The organism is Nostoc sp. DedQUE02, from assembly GCF_034531035.1.
Lineage (GTDB): Bacteria > Cyanobacteriota > Cyanobacteriia > Cyanobacteriales > Nostocaceae > Nostoc.
Map to the genome: position 1 here is coordinate 26265 of NZ_JAVRBY020000040.1, position 19795 is coordinate 46059.

General features: G+C 40.2%; 21 protein-coding genes and 1 pseudogene. 14 read left to right on the top strand and 8 right to left on the bottom strand.

Going from position 1 to position 19795, the window contains the following annotated elements:
* Positions 1 to 55: 55 nt before the first annotated feature.
* From RMX98_RS24780 to RMX98_RS24790, 3 genes and pseudogenes are all read left to right on the top strand, one after another.
* Positions 56 to 937: a TauD/TfdA family dioxygenase gene (locus tag RMX98_RS24780; protein WP_322675919.1), complete on the top strand. Its 882-nt coding sequence runs from the start codon at positions 56 to 58 to the stop codon at positions 935 to 937.
* 149 nt (positions 938 to 1086) lie between these two features.
* Positions 1087 to 1488: pseudogene (locus RMX98_RS24785) on the top strand (transposase); the annotation flags it as partial.
* Between the two features lie 590 nt (positions 1489 to 2078).
* Positions 2079 to 3878, top strand: coding sequence for an iron uptake porin (locus RMX98_RS24790; protein ID WP_322675920.1), 1800 nt, complete (start codon positions 2079 to 2081; stop codon positions 3876 to 3878).
* 394 nt (positions 3879 to 4272) lie between these two features.
* On the opposite strand, the gene RMX98_RS24795 is transcribed toward RMX98_RS24790, so the two are convergent.
* From RMX98_RS24795 to pqqA, 6 genes are all read right to left on the bottom strand, one after another.
* Complete coding sequence (locus tag RMX98_RS24795; protein WP_409881802.1) at positions 4273 to 4485, bottom strand: hypothetical protein; 213 nt, start codon at positions 4483 to 4485, stop codon at positions 4273 to 4275.
* A 139-nt stretch (positions 4486 to 4624) separates the two neighbouring features.
* Positions 4625 to 5722, bottom strand: a complete 1098-nt coding sequence (gene pqqE / locus RMX98_RS24800; RefSeq protein ID WP_322675921.1) for a pyrroloquinoline quinone biosynthesis protein PqqE — start codon at positions 5720 to 5722, stop codon at positions 4625 to 4627.
* 15 nt (positions 5723 to 5737) lie between these two features.
* Positions 5738 to 6079 (bottom strand): pyrroloquinoline quinone biosynthesis peptide chaperone PqqD, encoded by a 342-nt coding sequence (gene pqqD / locus RMX98_RS24805; protein ID WP_322675922.1) that lies wholly within the window; start codon positions 6077 to 6079, stop codon positions 5738 to 5740.
* A 164-nt stretch (positions 6080 to 6243) separates the two neighbouring features.
* Positions 6244 to 6963, bottom strand: coding sequence for a pyrroloquinoline-quinone synthase PqqC (gene pqqC / locus RMX98_RS24810; protein ID WP_322675923.1), 720 nt, complete (start codon positions 6961 to 6963; stop codon positions 6244 to 6246).
* Between the two features lie 21 nt (positions 6964 to 6984).
* Complete coding sequence (gene pqqB / locus RMX98_RS24815; protein WP_322675924.1) at positions 6985 to 7890, bottom strand: pyrroloquinoline quinone biosynthesis protein PqqB; 906 nt, start codon at positions 7888 to 7890, stop codon at positions 6985 to 6987.
* Positions 7891 to 7945: 55 nt separating this feature from the next.
* Positions 7946 to 8137, bottom strand: coding sequence for a pyrroloquinoline quinone precursor peptide PqqA (gene pqqA, locus RMX98_RS24820; protein WP_322675925.1), 192 nt, complete (start codon positions 8135 to 8137; stop codon positions 7946 to 7948).
* Positions 8138 to 8596: 459 nt separating this feature from the next.
* On the opposite strand from pqqA, the gene RMX98_RS24825 reads away from it, so the two are divergent.
* A complete protein-coding gene (locus RMX98_RS24825; RefSeq protein WP_322675926.1) occupies positions 8597 to 9679 on the top strand; it encodes a peptidoglycan-binding protein in 1083 nt (360 codons plus the stop codon).
* Positions 9680 to 9919: 240 nt separating this feature from the next.
* On the opposite strand, the gene RMX98_RS24830 is transcribed toward RMX98_RS24825, so the two are convergent.
* Positions 9920 to 12202, bottom strand: coding sequence for a glycoside hydrolase family 10 protein (locus RMX98_RS24830; RefSeq protein ID WP_409881170.1), 2283 nt, complete (start codon positions 12200 to 12202; stop codon positions 9920 to 9922).
* 113 nt (positions 12203 to 12315) lie between these two features.
* Here RMX98_RS24830 and RMX98_RS24835 point away from each other — a divergent pair, with 113 nt between their 5' ends.
* The 10 genes from RMX98_RS24835 (at position 12316) to RMX98_RS24880 (ending at position 18402) form a co-directional block, all read left to right on the top strand.
* A complete protein-coding gene (locus RMX98_RS24835) occupies positions 12316 to 12813 on the top strand; it encodes a DUF3592 domain-containing protein (RefSeq protein ID WP_322675928.1) in 498 nt (165 codons plus the stop codon).
* Positions 12810 to 13058 carry a hypothetical protein gene (locus tag RMX98_RS24840; RefSeq protein ID WP_322675929.1) on the top strand — a complete coding sequence of 83 codons (249 nt, stop codon included), beginning with the start codon at positions 12810 to 12812 and terminating at the stop codon, positions 13056 to 13058. Before RMX98_RS24835 ends, RMX98_RS24840 begins: the two co-directional genes overlap by 4 nt.
* Positions 13059 to 13577: 519 nt before the next feature.
* A complete protein-coding gene (locus RMX98_RS24845) occupies positions 13578 to 13757 on the top strand; it encodes an SDR family oxidoreductase (RefSeq protein WP_322675959.1) in 180 nt (59 codons plus the stop codon).
* 55 nt (positions 13758 to 13812) lie between these two features.
* On the top strand, positions 13813 to 14001 hold the full coding sequence (locus RMX98_RS24850; RefSeq protein ID WP_322675930.1) for a hypothetical protein: 189 nt from the start codon (positions 13813 to 13815) through the stop codon (positions 13999 to 14001).
* A 408-nt stretch (positions 14002 to 14409) separates the two neighbouring features.
* Complete coding sequence (locus tag RMX98_RS24855; RefSeq protein WP_322675931.1) at positions 14410 to 14889, top strand: nuclear transport factor 2 family protein; 480 nt, start codon at positions 14410 to 14412, stop codon at positions 14887 to 14889.
* 294 nt (positions 14890 to 15183) lie between these two features.
* A complete protein-coding gene (locus tag RMX98_RS24860; protein ID WP_322675932.1) occupies positions 15184 to 15561 on the top strand; it encodes a hypothetical protein in 378 nt (125 codons plus the stop codon).
* Positions 15562 to 15636: 75 nt separating this feature from the next.
* Positions 15637 to 15801, top strand: coding sequence for an FAD-dependent oxidoreductase (locus tag RMX98_RS24865; RefSeq protein WP_322675960.1), 165 nt, complete (start codon positions 15637 to 15639; stop codon positions 15799 to 15801).
* Between the two features lie 277 nt (positions 15802 to 16078).
* On the top strand, positions 16079 to 16552 hold the full coding sequence (locus tag RMX98_RS24870) for a hypothetical protein (protein ID WP_322675933.1): 474 nt from the start codon (positions 16079 to 16081) through the stop codon (positions 16550 to 16552).
* A 308-nt stretch (positions 16553 to 16860) separates the two neighbouring features.
* Entirely contained in the window at positions 16861 to 16995 is a 135-nt protein-coding gene (locus RMX98_RS24875; RefSeq protein ID WP_322675934.1) for a CopG family transcriptional regulator, read from the top strand.
* A gap of 510 nt (positions 16996 to 17505) precedes the next feature.
* Positions 17506 to 18402, top strand: a complete 897-nt coding sequence (locus tag RMX98_RS24880; RefSeq protein ID WP_322675935.1) for an undecaprenyl-diphosphate phosphatase — start codon at positions 17506 to 17508, stop codon at positions 18400 to 18402.
* A 255-nt stretch (positions 18403 to 18657) separates the two neighbouring features.
* Here RMX98_RS24880 and RMX98_RS24885 read toward each other — a convergent pair whose 3' ends face one another.
* Complete coding sequence (locus tag RMX98_RS24885; RefSeq protein ID WP_322675936.1) at positions 18658 to 19566, bottom strand: polysaccharide deacetylase family protein; 909 nt, start codon at positions 19564 to 19566, stop codon at positions 18658 to 18660.
* Positions 19567 to 19795: the final 229 nt, after the last annotated feature.

Below are 19795 nucleotides of genomic sequence, written 5' to 3' on the forward strand. Positions count from 1 at the left end.
AGTATAGTTAACGCCAACAGTCAGTTCAAATTCAGACAAAGATTTATTAAATTATATGACTACTAAGATACAGCCTAGATCAAATAGCATTGTTCAGGAAATTAATAATCTTAATGATATAAGTATTTTAGAATTAGACAAAGAAGAAATTATTAATTTGTTTAAGGCTAATGGAATCTTACTTTTTAGAGGATTTGATGTTGATGTTGATATTTTTAAAGAATTTACCAATCTCTTGAGTATCGATTTTGTAAATTATGCTGGTGGTGCATTCAGTAGAAGGGTAATTAATGGAGATGAGACTCTTTTAAGCGTCAATGATTTTAAGTCTGAGATAAAGTTGCACGGCGAAATGTATTATCAGCAGAATATCCCACTTATGCTGTGGTTTTTCTGTGCTAATCCACCATTAGAAAATGGTGAAACTACAGTATGTGATGGCAGACAATTTTTTAATGAAATTAGTAGTTCAACCAAAGAGTTATTCAGCAAAAAGAAGTTAAAATTTACTGTTCGGATATCTCAAGAAGACTGGCAAAAAAAATACCAAACAGATGATTTAAATCAGCTAGAAGAAATGTGTCGAAATAATAATACGCATCTGACAGTAAATGACGATCAATCGATTTTGATTGAATATATTTGTCCAGCCATTATCCCTAGCAGATGTGGAAAATATCAGGTATTTATTAATAGTCTGTTGCCCACAAAGCAGTTAAGCCCGAAGATTCTTAATTTTGAGGATGATTCAGAAATTCCTGAAGAAGTTGTCTCTGAACTTAATGAAATTGCTGAAAAAATAACTACAGAAATTTCGTGGCAAAAAAGCGATATTTTAATGATTGATAATACCAGAATACTTCATGGCAGGAGGTCTTTTGCTGACGATCAAAGAGATATTTATATCAGGCTATGTTCTCCAGCTTTTTCCTTTTGATATTTTATTACAGTAGTTTTCATTTATTTAAATGATATCTGTCGTCAGTGTACAACATTACTGTGTTCTTGCTGCATAATCTATAACGCTCTTTCATCACTCTCATGAGAGAATAATAGGGTAAAGTGTCGTAAACTCTTTGCTGAACTATGTTTGGGGCGAGAGGGGCTGCTGAAACTATAAAATTAGTTGATGATTACTGTGAATGATATAAAAACCTATTTCCAGAAGTCAGAAGTTTTGAGGCGTCTAAATATCTACATATTGGGATGATATCGGATATTAAACGCAAAACTCTACCAGCTTTCCTCGCGTGCAGTAGGATTGAGTAAGAGCAAGGACTATTGCATTTCTTAACAGAATCTCCTTGGAAATTGTCAGATTTGAGAGAGATGAGATTAGAGCTGATACTACAAGTATTAGCAGGAAGAGAAATAATCCTTATCATTGATGAAACAGGAGATAAAAAGAAAGGCTCGACAACAGATTATGTCAAACGCCAGTACATTGGGAATTTAGGAAAAATTGAGAATGGGATAGTCGCAGTCACAGGGCAGAAAGTTCGATATAACCGTTGGCGACCTTATAACCGTATTTTCTCAGATGGTAAACAAGAAAAAAGGTATATACAAGAGATAGTATTTGGCAAGCGTCATGATGTTCAATATTGTTATATTTTAATATTATTAAAAAACATCATTTTTAGAAAAAATATAATTTAATCTTATTTGTATGGATGGAAAAACTTTATAAATGTTTATTTTTGTAAATAAGACATCATAGATCACCATTTATAAAAAGTATAGTATATCTGTAGATTTTAAGTGGTTTAAAAAGTTCAAAAATTCTTTTTCAAAACAATAAAGTCTTTACTGATGACTAAGTAATGGTTAAAATTCCAATTTCAGGCTTGATAAAAGCTGCAACTACTCTCAGTCAATGCATTGGCTAAGATATGACTATGTGAATTCTGTACAAAGTAATTTTGTCGGGCACAAATTTGCATAGTTACTTGGCAAACTCTTAACAAAAAGAGTATTTAATTCTTGAGAGCTTGCTTTAGCAGGCTAACTTTAGCTTGTGAGTAATACAGTAGCTAAGAACAAACAGTGGTCTTCTATTTTGTGTGTGAGGAACAGGTGTGAATTACTACCAATTAATGTTTGTAAAAAAAGCCAGATGGCTGTGCTTACTTACTGCTTTCATTTCGCTGGCTGCATCTCCTGCGACTGCTAAACCTATTGCTGGCGCAACTGTAAACAACTTTGAGATCGCAGAGAACGACAACAGGGGCGTTTCTTTAACTAATTCTAATTCTTTAGAATCTAATGCGATCGCTCAAGTAAACTCCGTATCTCAATTATCTGATGTCAAGACAACAGATTGGGCTTTTCTTGCACTGCAATCTGTAGTAGAACGTTACGGTTGTATTGTGGGATATCCTGACAGTACTTACAAAGGAAATCGTGCTTTAAGCCGTTATGAATTTGCTGCTGGCTTGAATGCTTGCTTGGATAGAATCAACGAACTGATTGCTACTAGTACTGCTGATTTAGTTAGCAAAGATGATTTAGCTATTCTCCAAAAACTTCAAGAACAATTTGGAGCTGAACTTGCAACATTGCGTGGTCGAGTAGATGCCTTAGAACCTCGCATAGCTACCTTAGAGAAGCAACAGTTTTCTACCACAACTAAACTTAATGGCGAAGCGATTTTTTCTTTGTCCACAGCGACAGGTGGAGAACCCGGTAGCCAAGATGCTAAATTAGCCTTCAATAATCGCGTTAGGCTCAATCTTACCAGCAGCTTTAACGGCACTGATTTATTGATTGTTGGACTCCAAGCTTACAACTTCAGATCAACAGGTTCATTTTATGACAGAGGAACCATTCAAGGCCAATTACTGCCGAATTCAAGTTTACTTGGCGCAGGTTCAACCAAATTAAGCTTTGAACCTCAATTTCCGGGCTTTAATCCCCAGACACTACAACCTGATGGCGGAGCAAATTCAGTTAGTCTTTACAAGCTAGCTTATGTCTTACCGTTGTCTCAGAAATTCGTTGTTTTTGCTGGAACAAATGCAGAGATTACAGATGTTTTTCCTGCCATCACTCCCTACGCCAGCGATAGTCAAGGTGCAATATCTCGATTTGCAGGTTACAACGCTGCTGTCAGGATTACAGGAGGCACTTCTGGTACAGGTTTATTAGCGGGTGCTGGTTTCTTGTGGAATCCTTCAAAACAAGTGGGACTTGGAGTTATCTATGGTAGTGGTTCAGCTTCATTACCAGAAGATCGTGGCCTTTTGAATACAGCTTTGGGAGGAGGTTTCTTTAATGGTACACAAGCGATTGCTGCACAACTGACTCTCAAACCAATCTCAAGCGTTGATATTGGCATCAACTATGCACACAGCTACCACACAATCAATATTCTCGGTACAGGCTTGGGTAGCGCTGATATTGCTTCTATTCGATTTACTCCCAATGCAGCACAACTGGGGAACGTTGGTGGTAACGCCACACTAGCAATTCTTGATGAGCCAATCAATGTAAATTCTGTTGGTGCAACGGTAACGTGGAGGTTTGCGCCTAAAACATCTTTCTCATTATCAGGTGCATTACTTTTTGCTCATCTCTTAAATGTAGATGCCTCTACAACCTTTAGTAGCTGGTCGGCTGGGTTGCATTTTAGGGATATATTTCATGAAGGGAACAGTGCAGCTGTAATTTTTGGACAGCCGCTTTACCGACAATCTGTAGCGGGAATTGCTTCTCGTCTAGAAGATGCAACCCCCTACCATTTAGAAACGTTTTATAACTATCGGGTCAATGATAATATCTCCATTACCCCTGGCGTATATTTTATCTTCAACCCCGAAGGCTTTAGTGCTAATGAAACAGCAATTGTAGGCGCACTTCGCACTACTTTTACTTTTTAGAATGCCAGTTTAAGGTGATATGAGTTCGACAAGTCTGATTTGACCTCTGCCTCCAATACCGAGAGTTTATCTCGACTTTATCCAAAATTAAGAACCCCTCCGTTTTTTACACCTGGAGGGGATTTTATCGCACCAAGCGATCGCCTCAATCAATAAACTAGCAAGGGTTATTACATTTCTGACTTTTCATGGTATCTGGAAAACCTCTCTTTATCTCTCTAAATCTTTCTGCTAAAAGGCTACAGTGTACATACAAGTCTTTTAAAGTTGCTATGTAACCAATACTTTTCGGTTAAGGGGGAAAGGGAAAGGTTTTAATTCACCTTTCCCCCTTACCCTTTAACCTTTTCCCAGACCAAAAGAGAGATTGTTAAGCTTATCCGAAAAGTATTGGCTATGTAACGTAGGGTGGGTTAATTTTTGTAGGTCGATGCAACAAAGGTGCAGGTTGATGCAACAAAGGTGCAGGTCGATGCAACAAAGGTGCAGGTTGATGCAACAAAGGTGCAGGTTGATGCAACAAAGGTGCAGGTCGATGCAACAAAGATGCAGGTCGATGCAACAAAGATGCAGGTCGATGCAACAAAGATGCAGGATGATGCAACAAAGATGCAGATCAAGAGACTTGTGTGTACACCGTAGCCTAAAAGGAGAGAGATTTTGAATTTTCTCTCTTCCCGCGACGAGTTGGGGGTTAAGGGGTTAGGTTTTTCGTGCGCTTTTCTACATAACGTGAAAAGTCAGTATTACATTTGCATGGAGCGATAAACCAAAGGTAGAGATGAATCCAAGTTTTCTTGATTTGCTTGCTTTGTAACTGTAGTAATTAGGTGATGGTGTGGTGACAGATGACAGACAGGATCGGTAGCAGCAGCATTATTCGTCAAAAGTAACGCTTGGCAACGACAACCACCAAAATCAAGCTGACGGCGATCGCAACTTTGGCAAGGTTCAGGCATCCATTCTGTTCCCCGGAAGCGATTAAAAGCAGAGGATTTAAACCAAATCCAATCTAGTGAATGGTTGCGAACGTTAGCAAATTCTAGTTTTGGAATCGAACTAGCGGCTTGGCAAGGTAACACATCGCCATTAGGAGCGACAACTAAAGCTCGATGACCCCAGCCACCCATACATGGTTTGGGATAATCTTCATAGTAGTCTGGAAGCACATATAAGATACCCATTGGGCAGATATTGCGCTCTCTAGCTAATGCCACTGCGGCATCTGCTCGTTCTAGCTGCTGGCGGGTGGGTAGTAAAACAGTACGGTTGCGATATGCCCAACCATAATATTGAGTGTTCGCTAATTCTACTCGGTCTGCTTTTAAAACCTCACACAGTTCTAAAATCTCCTCAATCCTGTCTAGGTTTTGCCGATGCAAAACAAAATTAAGTGTCAACGGAAAACCCAAAGCTTTTACTAATCTTGCTGCCTCTAGTTTTTGCTGAAAACAAGGAGTTCCAGCAATATAGTCCGACTCAGCAGCACGACTATCTTGGATACTAATTTGTACGTGATCGAGTCCGGCATCACGCAGCTGTGTAGCTCGTTCTGGAGTCAACAACGTTGCAGCAGTAATCAAAGTGGTATATAGTTCGGCTTTAGCTGCTGCGGCCACAAGTAATTCTAAATCTTTTCGTAGCATTGGTTCGCCGCCAGTCAAGCCAAGCTGTAACACACCCAAGTTCGAGGCTTGCTGAATCACTCGCAACCAATCCTCGGTGGAAAGTTCTTGACGATACTGTTGATCGCCACAATTAAGCGGGTTGGAGCAGTACGGACAACGCAGTGGACAGCGATACGTCAATTCTGCAATCAAGCTTAAAGGTCTATCAATTGTCATTGTTAGTAATAGTGCTTAGTTTAAATCTGCTCCACTTGAGAAATTACTCTTTTGGGTTGGAGGTACAGGTTCTAGTTCTATTCCTTCTACAATTAATAGTCCTCGTTTACTAATTCGAGAGAGCAGATGGCGCACGTCTTCTACCACATTTTCGCCCTGGTAGTGTTTCTCCAACTCTGCTGCGATCGCACTCAGAGTCCGCTCACCGTTACAAAGTGCTAAAATTGCTGCTGCTGTGGAGTTTAATTGTAGTGCCCCTTCTGGAACCAGGAGCCAATGCTGCTTTCTCAGGTCATCCCAGCGTAAACGCACACCACGAACTAGGCGCGGTCGGGCATGATTCTCTATAGTATTCATTTAATTCGTAATTAATGTGTTTGGGTATGGGTAAAGGGAAAGGGGTAAGGGGAAAAGGGGAAAAGGGGAAAGATTAAATTTATTCCTTTTCCCTTTAACCTGGTTGGTGAGCTTGCCGAACCATAACCTTTTCCCCTGCGTTCCCAAGTCCCAGTCCCTAACTCCTATACTTCTTGAGGTCTAGTATCCCCCTGTTCAATCGCCTCTAACTGGCTCCACAACAAATTGCACTTGAATACTAAAGCCTGTACTGCTTTCTCCTGAGACTCACGAGTTTTACAGTGTTTGAGAACTTGCTTGAGGGCATATTGAGCATCTCTGGGCGCTTGGTGAAGACGGGCGCGGAAGTAGTCAAATCCAGCAGGATCGATCCACGGGTAATGCTCTTCTAATGCAACTAAGCGGACTCGAATTGCATCTGGGCCAAACAGTTCAGTCAGTGATGCAGCTATTGCCTCAATCCAAGGTCGAGTGCGACAAAAGTTAACGTAGGCATCCACTGCATATTGAACTCCTGGGAGTACGTGCTGGTCTTCTAAAAGTTCCTGACGAGACAATCCTACAGCTTTACCGAGTTTTAACCATGCCTCAATCCCACCTTCGCCTTCACCTTGACCGTCATGATCGATGATGCGTTGAATCCATTCCCGCCGTACTTCTAAATCAGGGCAGTTGGACAATATAGCAGCATCTTTAAGGGGAATACTTTTTTGATAGTAAAATCTATTTGCTACCCAGCGCCGTACTTCTGTTGGCGTTAAATCACCACTGTTCATCCTCGCATGAAACGGATGCAGATGATGATAGCGGCGATGTTGCGATCGCAATACAGCCTCTAGTTCTGTCTGAGTCCACGGGAGAGGTTCTTTAACTAATTCCAACACGCTTTTTCTTGCACCTCCAAATTACAATTCGATGGTCAGACCATCGTAACCAACTTCTATACCTGCGGCTTCAACAATTTTGCGTTCCTCTGAATCAGGTAAAAGAATTGGGTTAGTGTTGTTGATGTGAACGAGAATTTTTCGAGGACGGCTCAGTTTAGCAAGGCTTTTTAAACTAGTGCTAAGGGGTAAGTGTCCCATATCGCGGGCTTGCAGCTTGGATATTCCTAAAGCCAACAACTCATCATTTTCCCAGCAAGTGCCATCTACTAAAATGCAGTCACTAGACTCAAACCGCTCTAAAATTTTTTCGTCAAGTTCAGCTAAACCGGGAGCATAAGTAGCAACTTTGCCAGTTGTGCGATCGCGAAATGTCAACCCGATAACCCAAACTCCATCTAAATTTGTCTGGTGGCGCATATATTTCGGTGGTTTGGCTGCTAGGGGAAATACCTCTACTTCCAAACCATCTGCTCCATTTAACCCCAGGTTTATAGGTACATGAGGTTCAAGTACAGACCATTCCACACCACAATAGCTTGCTAACGTCGACAGCAGAGGATAACCCTCTGTCAGAGCTTTACGTACTGTTTCTGTACCGTATACCCGCAGTTTTTCTGTAGATTCTCTGAGGATAACCAGGCCAGTGGTATGGTCAATCTCTGCATCAGTTAACAAAACACCTGCGATCGGGCTTGACCGAATTGTAGACGGTTGTCCTTCGCGCAATTTTTCTAACTGCGGACGTACATCTGGAGAGGCATTGACCAAAAACCAGGGCTGATTATTTTTCCTCACCGCAATTGATGACTGGTTTAGCCAATTTACACCTGCACGACTTGTGCGGACTGCTTGGCAATTAGGACAGTTACAATTCCATTGAGGAAAACCACCACCTGCGGCAGTACCAAGAATTTTTAGGAACATAAAAACAAAAAGCAGGTAGAGGTTTTAATTAGGCAATTAAAGTTCGTATTTACAATTATTGCCCGTTGAGAATGTATGTAGTAATTTCCATACATAAATCAAGCTCATCAAAATCTGGTTTTTCCCAATCAATTGCTGACTTAATATTTGGAGGAAGAAATGAGGTTCTAGCAGAGACATCCTCACTTAATTGTGAGCTATTGCTTTCTTGCTCTTGCATAGAGTGATTGTTTGTTTGCCGAATCATTAGGGACACCTCTTGAAATCAATGTTCAGTCGTTAATTTGGCCTGCAATTAATTCTGGTAATTTTACTTACTTTTTGTCTTAATTTGCTGGCTCAAAATATCTTTGCTTTAGACTATACTGGCTTAAACAAGAAACACACAGTATTTTTACTGTTCTTTTACTATCTTTTGTTATACGTAGCGGCAAGAGGAGGTTCAAAAGTCAAAAAAATAGCCAAAAATACGAGATAATACGGAGAGTTATATATAGGAATCATATTTTATGTTTGAAAAAAACCCGTACAACTCGAAAAAGCAAAGCCGGAGACACTCTCCCTGCGGTCAGAAGCGAAAATTGCTCAAGAGTTTAGTGTGATTAGTATATTCATTTATCATAAATTCTCTTGATTTAACTATTTAGAGGGATGTATTCTGAATCTTGAATTGTTACAAAAACAATTGTTTCATAAAATAAAAACTATGAGCTTTACATTTCAAGCTTTGCAACTTCCTACTCTGAAGAAACAGTCTGAAGGGCTGATTGTAACGGCTTGGCAGAAATTTCTTTTAGATAATGACTTCCCCATAGCTGCCGTTGATGGGGATTTTGGTAATATTACAGATCAAGCAACTCGTAAATATCAAAATAGTAACGCTTTAACAGTAACGGGAATTGTCGATACTGCTACTTATAAAAAAGCGCTAGAGCAAGGTTTTGCAAGTTATTTTGCAATTTATACCGATGCTGGAAAAAAGTTATTAGCTTATCTGAACTTTGGCGATAATGAAGTCAAAGACTTACAACAAAGTCTAACAGCGATCGCTCGTTTAAATCCTCCATTAACAGTTGATGGAGACTTTGGCCCCAACAGTGTAAGAGGACTAACTGAAGCTTATAAAAAAAGAGATATAAATTTTCGACCAGAGTTAACTCAACAGCTTTCTAATGCAACAAAAACTAAGCTTGGCATTGATTTGGAATTGGCTTTAGACAACATAACCGAATACGCCAAAAGATTAAGGCAACGAGTGAGTGGAAAACACTGGATTAATCTTTTTCCAGACAGCGATTCAATTGATGATTTAGCTTCTCCCTTTCGTCAAAAAGTACAAGCTTTTGAGCAAGCCTTAAAAAATGCCGGAGCTAATATCAGTATTTCTTCTGTATTCCGTCCTTCAGAACGGGCTTATTTAATGCACTATGCTTTTCGTCTTAGTAATAACGAAATTGCTGCTAAAGATGTTCCGCCTATGCCCAATGTAGATATTAATTGGCTACATTATACGCAAGCTATCTCTGTCCAAGCTGCTAAAGAAATGGTGTCTGCTTATAATATTGCTTTTCGACCTGTTCTTACCTCTCGTCATACGCAAAGATTAGCAATTGATTGGGAAATTACTTGGTTAGGAACCTTAAATATCAAAAATGCTAATGGAATTACAGTTAGTATTGACCAGCCACGAACTAGTTATGAAAATTCTACTTTATGGCAAGTGGGGCGTTCTTACGGTGTGATGAAATTATCTAGTGATCGCCCCCATTGGTCTAATGATGGACATTAATAAATAATATCGTGTCCGGTTAAAAACTTATCATTAAGACTGCAAGGGGGTACACTTCGACTGCGCGGTAATCGAGCGACTTGCACCGAGTTTCGACACAACGACTGCGCTCAGTGCATCGCTACGCGGTAATCGAGCGAAGTCGAGATTCAACTACCGCGCAGTCGTTGTGAGTCGAGATTCAACATCATAACTAATCAGATGGACATGATATAAAACATTATCTGAGGGAGCAGGTCTTTATCGTCGACTGCGAAAACCCTGTCTTCCATTAACTGGGTCAAAAAGTACATCGTATTTATCAAAAAATGCGATTCCCGGATTTACAAATATAGTCTGTTCTGCCTGTGGCGAGATAGCCAAATTCCAGCGATTAAATCCGTCGCGGTTTCCTGGAACCAGACTGTAATCAAAAATGCCACTCATTGCTACTTTCACAGCATTTGCTGAACCTAATACTCCTGGTTTGAGTTTACCTGCTGTAGAAGCTGACTTAAATTCAGTCAAACCATTAATAGTTCCAGTATCAGCAATCATTCTGCTATTACAAGAATTTTTAGCCGAACTTCCAGCAAGAGTTAAACAAACTTTGTTCAGAAGAGAATCCCATCTTTTACCAGGTACACCATTAATTTCAGGTTGTTGACTCCAAGCAGCCATTTTAAAACCTGCTTGATTCTCGGCAGTCAAACCGAGAATCAGGCTGCCATTGTTATTACTACCACCATTTCCAGTGACGATAAATCCGTTACTCAGATTTCCTGGTAATTTTCTCAACGGGTTATAGAGAAGTGATTTTTCAGAGTAGTTGACACCGACAATACCAGAAAATGGCACACCACTCTTTGCTGAACAATTAGGTTTTTGGGGAGTACATTGGCGACTAGTAACAACCTGTATGGGAACAGGTTCGGCAGTGGGAATTAAACCAAACCGGACATTAGCATAAACTAATTCTCCCTCCAGGATAGTTCCATCACTTAATACTTCCTTGATATTTTGACCTGTTCTTTGAATCGGAGAATTACCTAAAAACTCTTTGGGAACCCTTAACCCTGCTGAACCTGTATCTAATAAAATACGTCTTGGCTGACCATTTGCGATCGCCATTTCCAGAAAATAGCCGCGAACACGTTGACCAAGGGAAGGTTTTGGATATAAAGGTAAAGATATGGTGTTAAATGTTGGCTGGCGGGGTGTATTTTGAGAGATGTCGCGCAAGGCTGAATTGGGGAAAAGAGCCGCAAATGCTGACTGGCGTTGCGCTGCTGGCTCAGGCGCGATATCCCAAAGGCTCTCGTAGTAGAAAAAGCCAATACCCAAGCCACGTTGTTGCACTGCTTGCACCTGGGATTGTATTTGTGGTAAAGCAACTGGGCTATTTCGTAACCCCGTTGTAATACCTATACCAGTTGGGATGATTTGTTGGGTTTCTAAAATTTCTGGGCGGGTAATTTGAGCGATAAAACTTTCCAAATCATTACGGTATACCTGCATAATCAACTCATCGACAATACCCAACCGTACCCAGTTAAGCCAATCTTGCAGATACAGCTTGTAGGCAAAATTATAATAATCGGGAGCAACAGAGAAAATGGCATTCGCTTTTCGGGCTTTTACAGTTTGGTAAAGGTCTACCATGAATGCAGTAATTTTATCTGCCCGCCATTTTATCCATGCTTGGGCTTGAGGATTGGGTGGTGGAGGATTGCCAGTTTCTTGAGTATATAGACCAATCGTGTACTTATCGTAACCAAAATCTACAGGTAAACCCATGTGGTCGTCAAATTGAACGCCGTCAGCATCGTATCGAGTGATAACTTCTATGACGAGTTCGCGGATAAAGTTTTGCACTTCCGGGTGAAAAGGATTCAACCACGCTACTTCACCCGCAGCATTAATTGAAGTTTGAGTCCCATCCCCCTTTTGTGTTAGCCAATCTGGATGTTCTGATGCGAGTTCGGAAGTTAGAGGAACCATGAAACCAAATTCAAACCAGGGTATTGCTAGTAACCCTTGTTTGCGGGCTTGGCTGATAATGTCTGCAATTACATCTTGTCCATCTATTCCCTTGAAGAAAAAGGGGATACCCATTTTTTGCATAATGGCGCTAGGGTATTGTGTATAACCATCATTCCAGACTACGGGATAAACAGTATTAAAGTTTAACTGCCGTAGTTGGCTCATGGCTGCTTGCACTTGTGAACGATTTCTGAAAACGCTAAAATCATTACCACTTAACCACACGCCGCGAATTTCCTCACGAGGTTGAGGAGGTAGTTGAGCAACGGCAGGGGCAAAGCTATTGAGTAGTAATACCGCAAAGAATGATACTAGACATAATAATGGCAGCAGACGTTTTCTTAAAAGCCACCAAGCTTGATGAATCAAAGGCGATGTCTTTTGACTCATTACGCGTAGCTTGTTTAAACCTAGTAGTATCTGTCTGTGTATAGGTTTAAATAATAAATTAGTTAGAGTTGCATTAATTTCTCTGCTTTTTTCCCAAAACTGAGTTGTCATTACTTCTGCTTACTTAGTTATATTTCATTTCATATAAAGGTTAAATTGCTACACCAGGAAAACTGATACAGTAATTTAGCTGCAACATAGTTGACGCAATTATAAGGTTAGTAGTGCCAAATGAAATTTATTGTTCTGCGATCGCCAAACCTATGAATTTCAAACCTCACCAAATCACTTTTGACGACAAACTAAGCGCAGGTATTGGGCTGGTCATCGGATTGCTGTTCATTGGGGGCGGTTTTTGGGTGCGTAACATAATCGCGCGCGAAGGTGCAACGCTAAACGAAACACGAGGTACGGTGATAGACAGCATTAGTCGCCGCGAAAGCAACAGTACGAACAATGAGCAAAAAGAAACTTATGCACCAGTTATCGAGTTTCTAGCCAACGGTGAACGCACTCGCTTTACAGGCTATTATGAGTCTTATCGTTCCAGCAACGGCCAGATAGTGGTGGTACGTTACGATCCTAAACAACCGATAAGCACTGCGCGTGTGGTGAATCCGCTAGAAGGCTTAGTACCTTGGGGGATGTTTGGTATGGGTGGGTTAGCTGTGGTTTCTAGCGTGGGTGCGCTGTTGCCTGTACGCTGGTCTTCAGGTGGGTGACTATTAGACTTGTCCGTGATTGTATCGGAACGAGAGAAATAGCATTGTTAGTCGATGCAATGCCATTGTCAGTCGATGCAATGCCATTGTCATTCGATGTAATGCCATTGTCATTCGATGTAATGCCATTGTTATTCGATGTAATGCCATTGTCAGTCGATGCAATGCCATTGTTATTCGATGCAATGCCATTGTCAGTCGATGTAATGCCATTGCAGGTTAAGAAACTTGTGTGTACACCGTAGGTAGCCTAAAAGGAGAGAGGCTTTGATTTTTGCTCCCTAACGCTACAAGGGTTGAGGTTGGGGGTTATACCATTTCACGAAATTCTTGATACAAATCACTTTTCCTGCTTCCCCTGCTTCCCCTGCAACAATCTGTATCAACCTTAAGGTGAAACGGTATTAGGTTTGAGAGAAAGCCGCACATAGCATTAGACATCTCCAGAAATTAAAGAACCGTTACCCAGAACCCTTGTAGAGACGTAGCAGTGCTACGTCTCTACATTCTTTTTCGGAGATGTCTATTAAATAAGTTCTACTAAAGTTTAAATTTAGATTCCAACTAAAGTTAGAGCCAATCTTCCATTTTTATATGGACTGATTTATCAATCACTCTATTGAGCAAAAGTTTCAACTTTTAGTGGGCGACAAGTTATGGTTAATTGCATATATTTAATTAAGACAAACCTTGATAGTAATTTAGTTGCAACATCTAAGTTTATCTGACACAAAGAAAGTAGAAAAAGGGTTGTATGCTCAACGCTGGCACTGAACATACAAGCGTCGGAGGGATTTGTGGTAAACCAAGTTGACACTATCCCCCTTGGGCGGATGGGTACACCGGACGAAATCGCTAAAGCGGTTGTTTTCCTTGCCTCGGATGATAGCAGCTTTGTCAACGGCATCGAACTGTTCGTCGATGGTGGTATGGCACAAGTTTAAATGTGATTGCAAAGACAAGAGGTGTTGAATTCAGCCTAAAACTTTGGAGCTAAAGATGAAAGTTATCTCTGTCAACGTCGGACTTCCACGTGAAGTTACTTGGAAAGGGAGAACAGTTAGCACTGGAATTTTCAAAGAGCCAGTTAGCGATCGCGTTACTGTGCGATCGCTTAATTTAGACGGGGATGGACAGGCTGATTTAACCGTTCATGGAGGAGCAGATAAGCAGTCTATGTGGCAATAGGCAATATAGGCAATAGGCAATATAGGCAATAGGCGATAGGCGATAGGCACTCTTGCAAGGGGAAAGAAGGCTTCTTAGAATTCGCGTTGAGTTCCATTTACTCGATACTGGACATTTTGCCTTGGAAGAAGAAGGAGATGCGATCGCAAACCACATCGCTTAATTTCTCATATTACGACTGCAACCCGTCCCTGCCTGATGAGTGTAAATGTTGCATCACATCCGAATGGCACGAAGACTCATGTGAAACCTAGTGAGGGCACGGGTGTAGTGTTAAGAGACATTCAATGGACGAGTGTGAAACCTAGCTCCACTCTTCTTAATTTCCTATACCTGATACCCCAAAACCAGTAATATCAAGGGTTAGCGCTTTTTAAGCGTGCCATTCCCATCTTAAACTTCTATACTATGAACAAGCGCGAAAATCCTCGATTACCCTTGCCGCCTTTCGATAATGAATCCGCCATTCAAAAAGTCCGAATCGGAGAGGATGCTTGGAACACGCGTAACCCGGAACTAGTATCACTCGCTTACACGTCAGATAGTATTTGGCGCAACCGCTCAGAATTTTTATCTGGTCGTGAGGCGATCGTGCAGTTTTTGACCCGTAAGTGGCTTAAAGAATTGGACTACCGTCTGATCAAAGAGCTTTGGGCTTTTCGGGATAACCGAATTGCTGTCCGATTTGCTTACGAATGGCATGATGATTCCGGCAACTGGTTCCGCTCTTACGGCAATGAGAATTGGGAGTTTGACGAACATGGATTCATGCGCTGGCGGATTGCCAGCATCAACGACTTGCCAATTCACCAGAGCGATCGCAAATATCACTGGATACTTGGTCGTCGTCCCGACGATCATCCTGGATTATCCGACCTCAATCTTTGAGAATTGGATAGCACTTGCACTTATAGCCGTAGTCACATAAGTTAGGAAGTTTGGAAAGGGTGAATGCTAGAGCTAGCAATAGTTTTACCTCCTGCCTCCTGCCTCCGGTCACTGAATCTCGACTTCGCTCGATTTCCGCGTAGCCGAAGTGCTGCCTCCTGCCTCCGGTCACTGAATCTCGACTTCGCTCGATTTCCGCGTAGCCGAAGTGCTGCCTCCTTCTATAAAGCAGCACTGATAAACTTTGGTCTATCGCCAATGCCGTCTAATTAGTTTACAAAACTCTTGAAAACAATGAAAATACTACTAAAAATATCCACGTTATTCTTTGCTCTGCCAATCAGTGCATTAGCTAATTTTTCCTTACCTGCTTCTGCTGATTCTACTGCTGGCCTCATCCTGAGTACTAAATGCCAGGGTGGCTACAACATCAATATTTGGCAGAATTATAATTCCGGTGAACTGCTCTACCGCGCAACCAATCCCAACGGTAATTTAAGTTTGGGCAAAGGAACTAAGCAAGTGACAGAAGGTGTTCGAGTGTATAAGTTTCGGAATAGAAATTATGAATATTGGGTGTGGGATGGCACCTTAGATAACCCGCAGGCTGGAACTTTAGAGGTGTATAAAAACAACCGTATTTTGATGAAGCAAGCTTGTACGAAAAGTTGAATCCTAAGCGCGGGTGTTATGCACTTTTTTGAAACCCAGTTAGGGCAAGCATCTTGAATTACGCTCCCCAGCGCGATCGCAGTTCAAGCGCCTAACACCGACAGCTTAAATTTAGCTGCTACAGGTGTGACAACCGATATACGCGGATTTATTCAAGTCAACGAGCGCTTAGAGACAAACATACCGGGTATTTGGGCGTTAGGGGATATCAATGGCGACCCACAATACACTCATGTGTAGCTTGACGATTATCGGATTGGCCTAATCCGGTGTTTTTGAACAGCAAAATCACGATCAAGACTTTCTTTTCTGGTCTTGCATAATTGAAGTATGAATTTGAGCGATCGCATGATTCATACTTTGATTCAGCAAGACCCTTATTAATCCATGCTATTGAGAAAAATTGTGTTAGAAAGACCACTGTTGAGGGAAAACTTAAAGCAAGACCTTGTGTTGAATAAATAATTCATATTAAAAATTATCGAGGTTTTATTCTTAGTCGGCAACCTCAATCATCATGAAAGTATTACCCTACGATAGCTTTACGATTTTGACACCTGATGCACTGCCTATAGTTGTGCAACGGCTAAATGCACAAATTGAACCTCAAAAAATATTTAGATTTTCTAAGAAACACGCCCCTTACCAAGGAAGCATTTCTGAATCAGGGTTCCGAATCAGTCGCATAATTCACTACCGCAACTCATTTTTACCAGTGATTCAAGGACGCTTTCAAGTAGAATCCCGCCAAACAGTAATTCATGTACAAATGAGCATACATCCTTTTGTGATGGCATTTTTAGGATTTTGGTTTTTATCCTGGTATGGTGCAGTCATTCCTATAACAATGACAGGTGCTATGCCTAATTATATGACTGCGCTATTTGTAGGAATGCCTATATTGATGCTAATTATTTTTTGGGTAGCTTTTTGGTCAGAAGCAAATCGCAGCCGTAGTGAATTGACTAAAATTATTCATGGACAAGTATAGTGAAGCTATTTTTAAATTAAATTATTACACTCTGGTGATTTGAATACCTATTTATTATTGTTCTGAACCTCATACCAATTTCACACTTAATTCACAATTTTGCCGCTCAAAATAGATGCTCTTCATACTTTGATAAACTATTTATATCTTTACTAAAAATTAGCAGATATCGCATTTACTTCACAATTACTTGAATTTAATATCATGATTTTCACCATTGTAATAACAGCTTAGATGAATGATATTTGAGGAGTAGTTTTCAAATATAGCTTGTCTAATCCGTGAATAAGAAATGGGCTGTTAAACGAATGACAATAAATCTTACATCGAGCGAGGCAGAGAAGCTGGAGAAATACTGCTCAATGACTGGCAGACCTGCAACCGATGTAATTCGCGAATTAATTCGCTCTCTGCCAACTGAAGAAACACAAAATACCGATTAGCAATTCATCAAATACAGAGTGATATCATGTCCGCCTGATTGCTTATTAAACTCGAAGAACCCCACCCTGCCAAAGCTGTGCTTTGTCTCCCCTCCCGAAAAGCGGAGAGGGGTTGGAAGTGGGGTTCTTTTATATATGGGTAATTTGGCGGACATGATATAGGACTCATATTTGATTTTTGAAAAAATTCGGTACACCTTAATCTTCTAAAATCCTCTTGTCTATTGTAAGAGTGCCTATTGCCTACTAAGCCAAGTGATTTCAGTAATCAAACCGGATTCCTATATGAATTTGAAAATATACGTTAATTGCCAATGCTAATCTGAAAAATTAGTCATACTTTCGTCATAGGTTTGTCATAGTAAAGTCAATGTAACGTGTTTAATTTCAAAAAGATGTATCGTAGCTGAATATCTATTTAAACAGCAATTTGTAAAGGTTCTTCAAATATAATTCTTTACACATTCACTACTTACTATCTTTAAGAGTACAATATCCATTGATAAACCTATGATGTTTTCTGTATTTTTATCGACTGTCTCTTGTCCTAGTGATGTCGATTTAGGTTTTCTAGAATTGAGTTGGTTAAAAATAGTTTTTTTAGGAATTTTACAAGGAATTACTGAATTATTACCCATTAGTAGTACAGCACATTTACGAATCATTCCGGGATTACTAGGATGGCAAGATCCGGGAAGTGCTTTTAGTGCAGCGATGCAGTTAGCAAGTATCGGCGCTGTAATTAGTTATTTTTGGCAAGACTTGAAGAAATTAACAGGTGCAACGGTAAGGGCGATTTCTGAGCAAGATTACAGCAACCAATATTTTCGTTTAGCAATTGGATTATTAATTGGTACAATTCCTATTGCTGTTGCAGGTCTTTTACTTAAAAAAAGTCTCAATGGTTGTAATTCTCCTTTCCGCGCGCTGATAGTTGTAGGAATATCATCAATTGTAATGTCTTTGTTGCTAGGAATTGCAGAAAGATTTGGGAAACGCGATCGCGTTTTTAGTCAACTATCACTAAGTGACGGAATTTGGGTAGGAATTTCTCAAGCATTAGCTTTAATTCCAGGAGTTTCCCGTTCTGGTTCTACCTTAACCACTGGATTATTCTTGGGAATGGAGCGAGAAACTGCTGCTAGATTCTCATTCTTACTGGGCTTGCCAGCCGTGATTCTAGCAGGAGCGTTAGAACTGCATACGCTTTTCAAAGCTGGACTTGATGTCAACGGTTGGATAACTTTAATTATTGGTTTAACTACAGCTAGTATTTCTGCTTTTGCCGCGATTTATGGTTTACTCCATTATTTAGAAAAATATAGTACTTGGGTATTTGTTTGGTATCGTTTGGCGATGGGACTATTCCTCGTAGTTAGCGTCGTTACTGGCTTTTTACCTAACTGAGTATTCAGTTGTTTATGAGTGCTAAGTGACCAAAAGAGCGAAATGAAGGGATTGAAGTAAGGATGGTAAATTCAAACATAAGTCCCTTTCCCCGTTAACCGAAAAATATTAGAATTCATATTTAATTTTTGAGAAGGCTCAGTACAACTAAGAAACCTGCTTGCCTGTTGCCTATTCTCTGACGGCAGCAAATCAGTATGGCTACCCCAAGCTGCGCCAATAAAAATCAAAGCGGATTCCTATAGAAGTTAAGTATTACTTTTTAGTTTCCATCAACTTTTGATTTTTATCTTCCATTTCTAGGAGTTCAGGAATGGTGACGAAGCGATAGCCTTGTTGGCGAAAATTAGCAATAATTTTTGGTAAAGCTTGTACAGTTTTAGAACGATTACCACCACCATCATGCATCAACACAATTCCACCAGGCTTTGCCTCTCTGAAGACATTACCGATTAATTTGGGTACAGGAGGACGCGAATAATCTACAGAGTCAGATGACCACAAAATAATAGCGTATTTACTATTTCTAGCGTAATCAACCACCCCATTATGCATAATTCCTCCAGGTGGTCGAAATAAATTTGTTTTTAATCCTGTAGTTTGATAAATAATATCTTCGGTGTGGTCAATTTCATAAGCAGCAGCTTGTGGATTCAGAAATTGATACCAATGATGCCAAGTATGATTGCCAATCACATGACCTTCAGCAATTTCTTGCTTGAGTAAGTCTGGATAATTTTTCACGTTTTGCCCAATCACAAAAAATGTCCCTTTAATCTGATTTTTTTTCAGAATATCTAACACTTCTGCTGTACTCTCTGGCCAAGGCCCATCATCAAAGGTAAGAGCAATTACTTTCTGAGATGGAGAGAGTTTTGCTGCCGCAATTATTGTACTTTGGAAACTTGATGGTATAGAGTCAGAAAAACCCTTTACTTGTGCTTGTTGCTGCCAACTTGTCAGCATCGCTGTCTTGAATTCTTCAATTCGCTGCTGGTTTCCTACATTTGCTGCTAGATTATTTACATTTATCTTGTGTTGTTCTGTAGCTTTAAAAATATTTAGTTTTGTCAATATTATTAAAGTCAGACTAAAACTAGTACATAAGATAAGCAGTCCAACTAATTTTCCTGGAACGTAAAGATTCGGCTTATTATTGATCACATTAACTTCCTTAAATGGTCAAAGAATTAGTTACTCTACTGATAGTAAGTTAGACTATTGACCTGCTTACTTTTAGAGAAAGTATAACTATATATAGAGAGATTGCCAAGAGTGCGATCGCTTACCGCACAAATTAATTACTCACGGTTTATAATTTGAACTATAATCAGGTAAATTAAACATATTTTCGTCATAATTCTGTAATATGTTCCTCAAAAAAGTATGTAAT

Coding starts and splice junctions, on each gene's coding strand:
- RMX98_RS24780 (WP_322675919.1), top strand. CDS start 56: ATGACTACTAAGATACAGCCTAGATCAAATAGCATTGTTCAGGAAATT.
- pqqE (WP_322675921.1), bottom strand. CDS start 5,722: ATGACAATTGATAGACCTTTAAGCTTGATTGCAGAATTGACGTATCGC.
- pqqD (WP_322675922.1), bottom strand. CDS start 6,079: ATGAATACTATAGAGAATCATGCCCGACCGCGCCTAGTTCGTGGTGTG.
- pqqB (WP_322675924.1), bottom strand. CDS start 7,890: ATGTTCCTAAAAATTCTTGGTACTGCCGCAGGTGGTGGTTTTCCTCAA.
- pqqA (WP_322675925.1), bottom strand. CDS start 8,137: ATGATTCGGCAAACAAACAATCACTCTATGCAAGAGCAAGAAAGCAAT.
- RMX98_RS24825 (WP_322675926.1), top strand. CDS start 8,597: ATGAGCTTTACATTTCAAGCTTTGCAACTTCCTACTCTGAAGAAACAG.
- RMX98_RS24830 (WP_409881170.1), bottom strand. CDS start 12,202: ATGACAACTCAGTTTTGGGAAAAAAGCAGAGAAATTAATGCAACTCTA.
- RMX98_RS24850 (WP_322675930.1), top strand. CDS start 13,813: ATGAAAGTTATCTCTGTCAACGTCGGACTTCCACGTGAAGTTACTTGG.
- RMX98_RS24855 (WP_322675931.1), top strand. CDS start 14,410: ATGAACAAGCGCGAAAATCCTCGATTACCCTTGCCGCCTTTCGATAAT.
- RMX98_RS24860 (WP_322675932.1), top strand. CDS start 15,184: ATGAAAATACTACTAAAAATATCCACGTTATTCTTTGCTCTGCCAATC.
- RMX98_RS24870 (WP_322675933.1), top strand. CDS start 16,079: ATGAAAGTATTACCCTACGATAGCTTTACGATTTTGACACCTGATGCA.
- RMX98_RS24875 (WP_322675934.1), top strand. CDS start 16,861: ATGACAATAAATCTTACATCGAGCGAGGCAGAGAAGCTGGAGAAATAC.
- RMX98_RS24880 (WP_322675935.1), top strand. CDS start 17,506: ATGATGTTTTCTGTATTTTTATCGACTGTCTCTTGTCCTAGTGATGTC.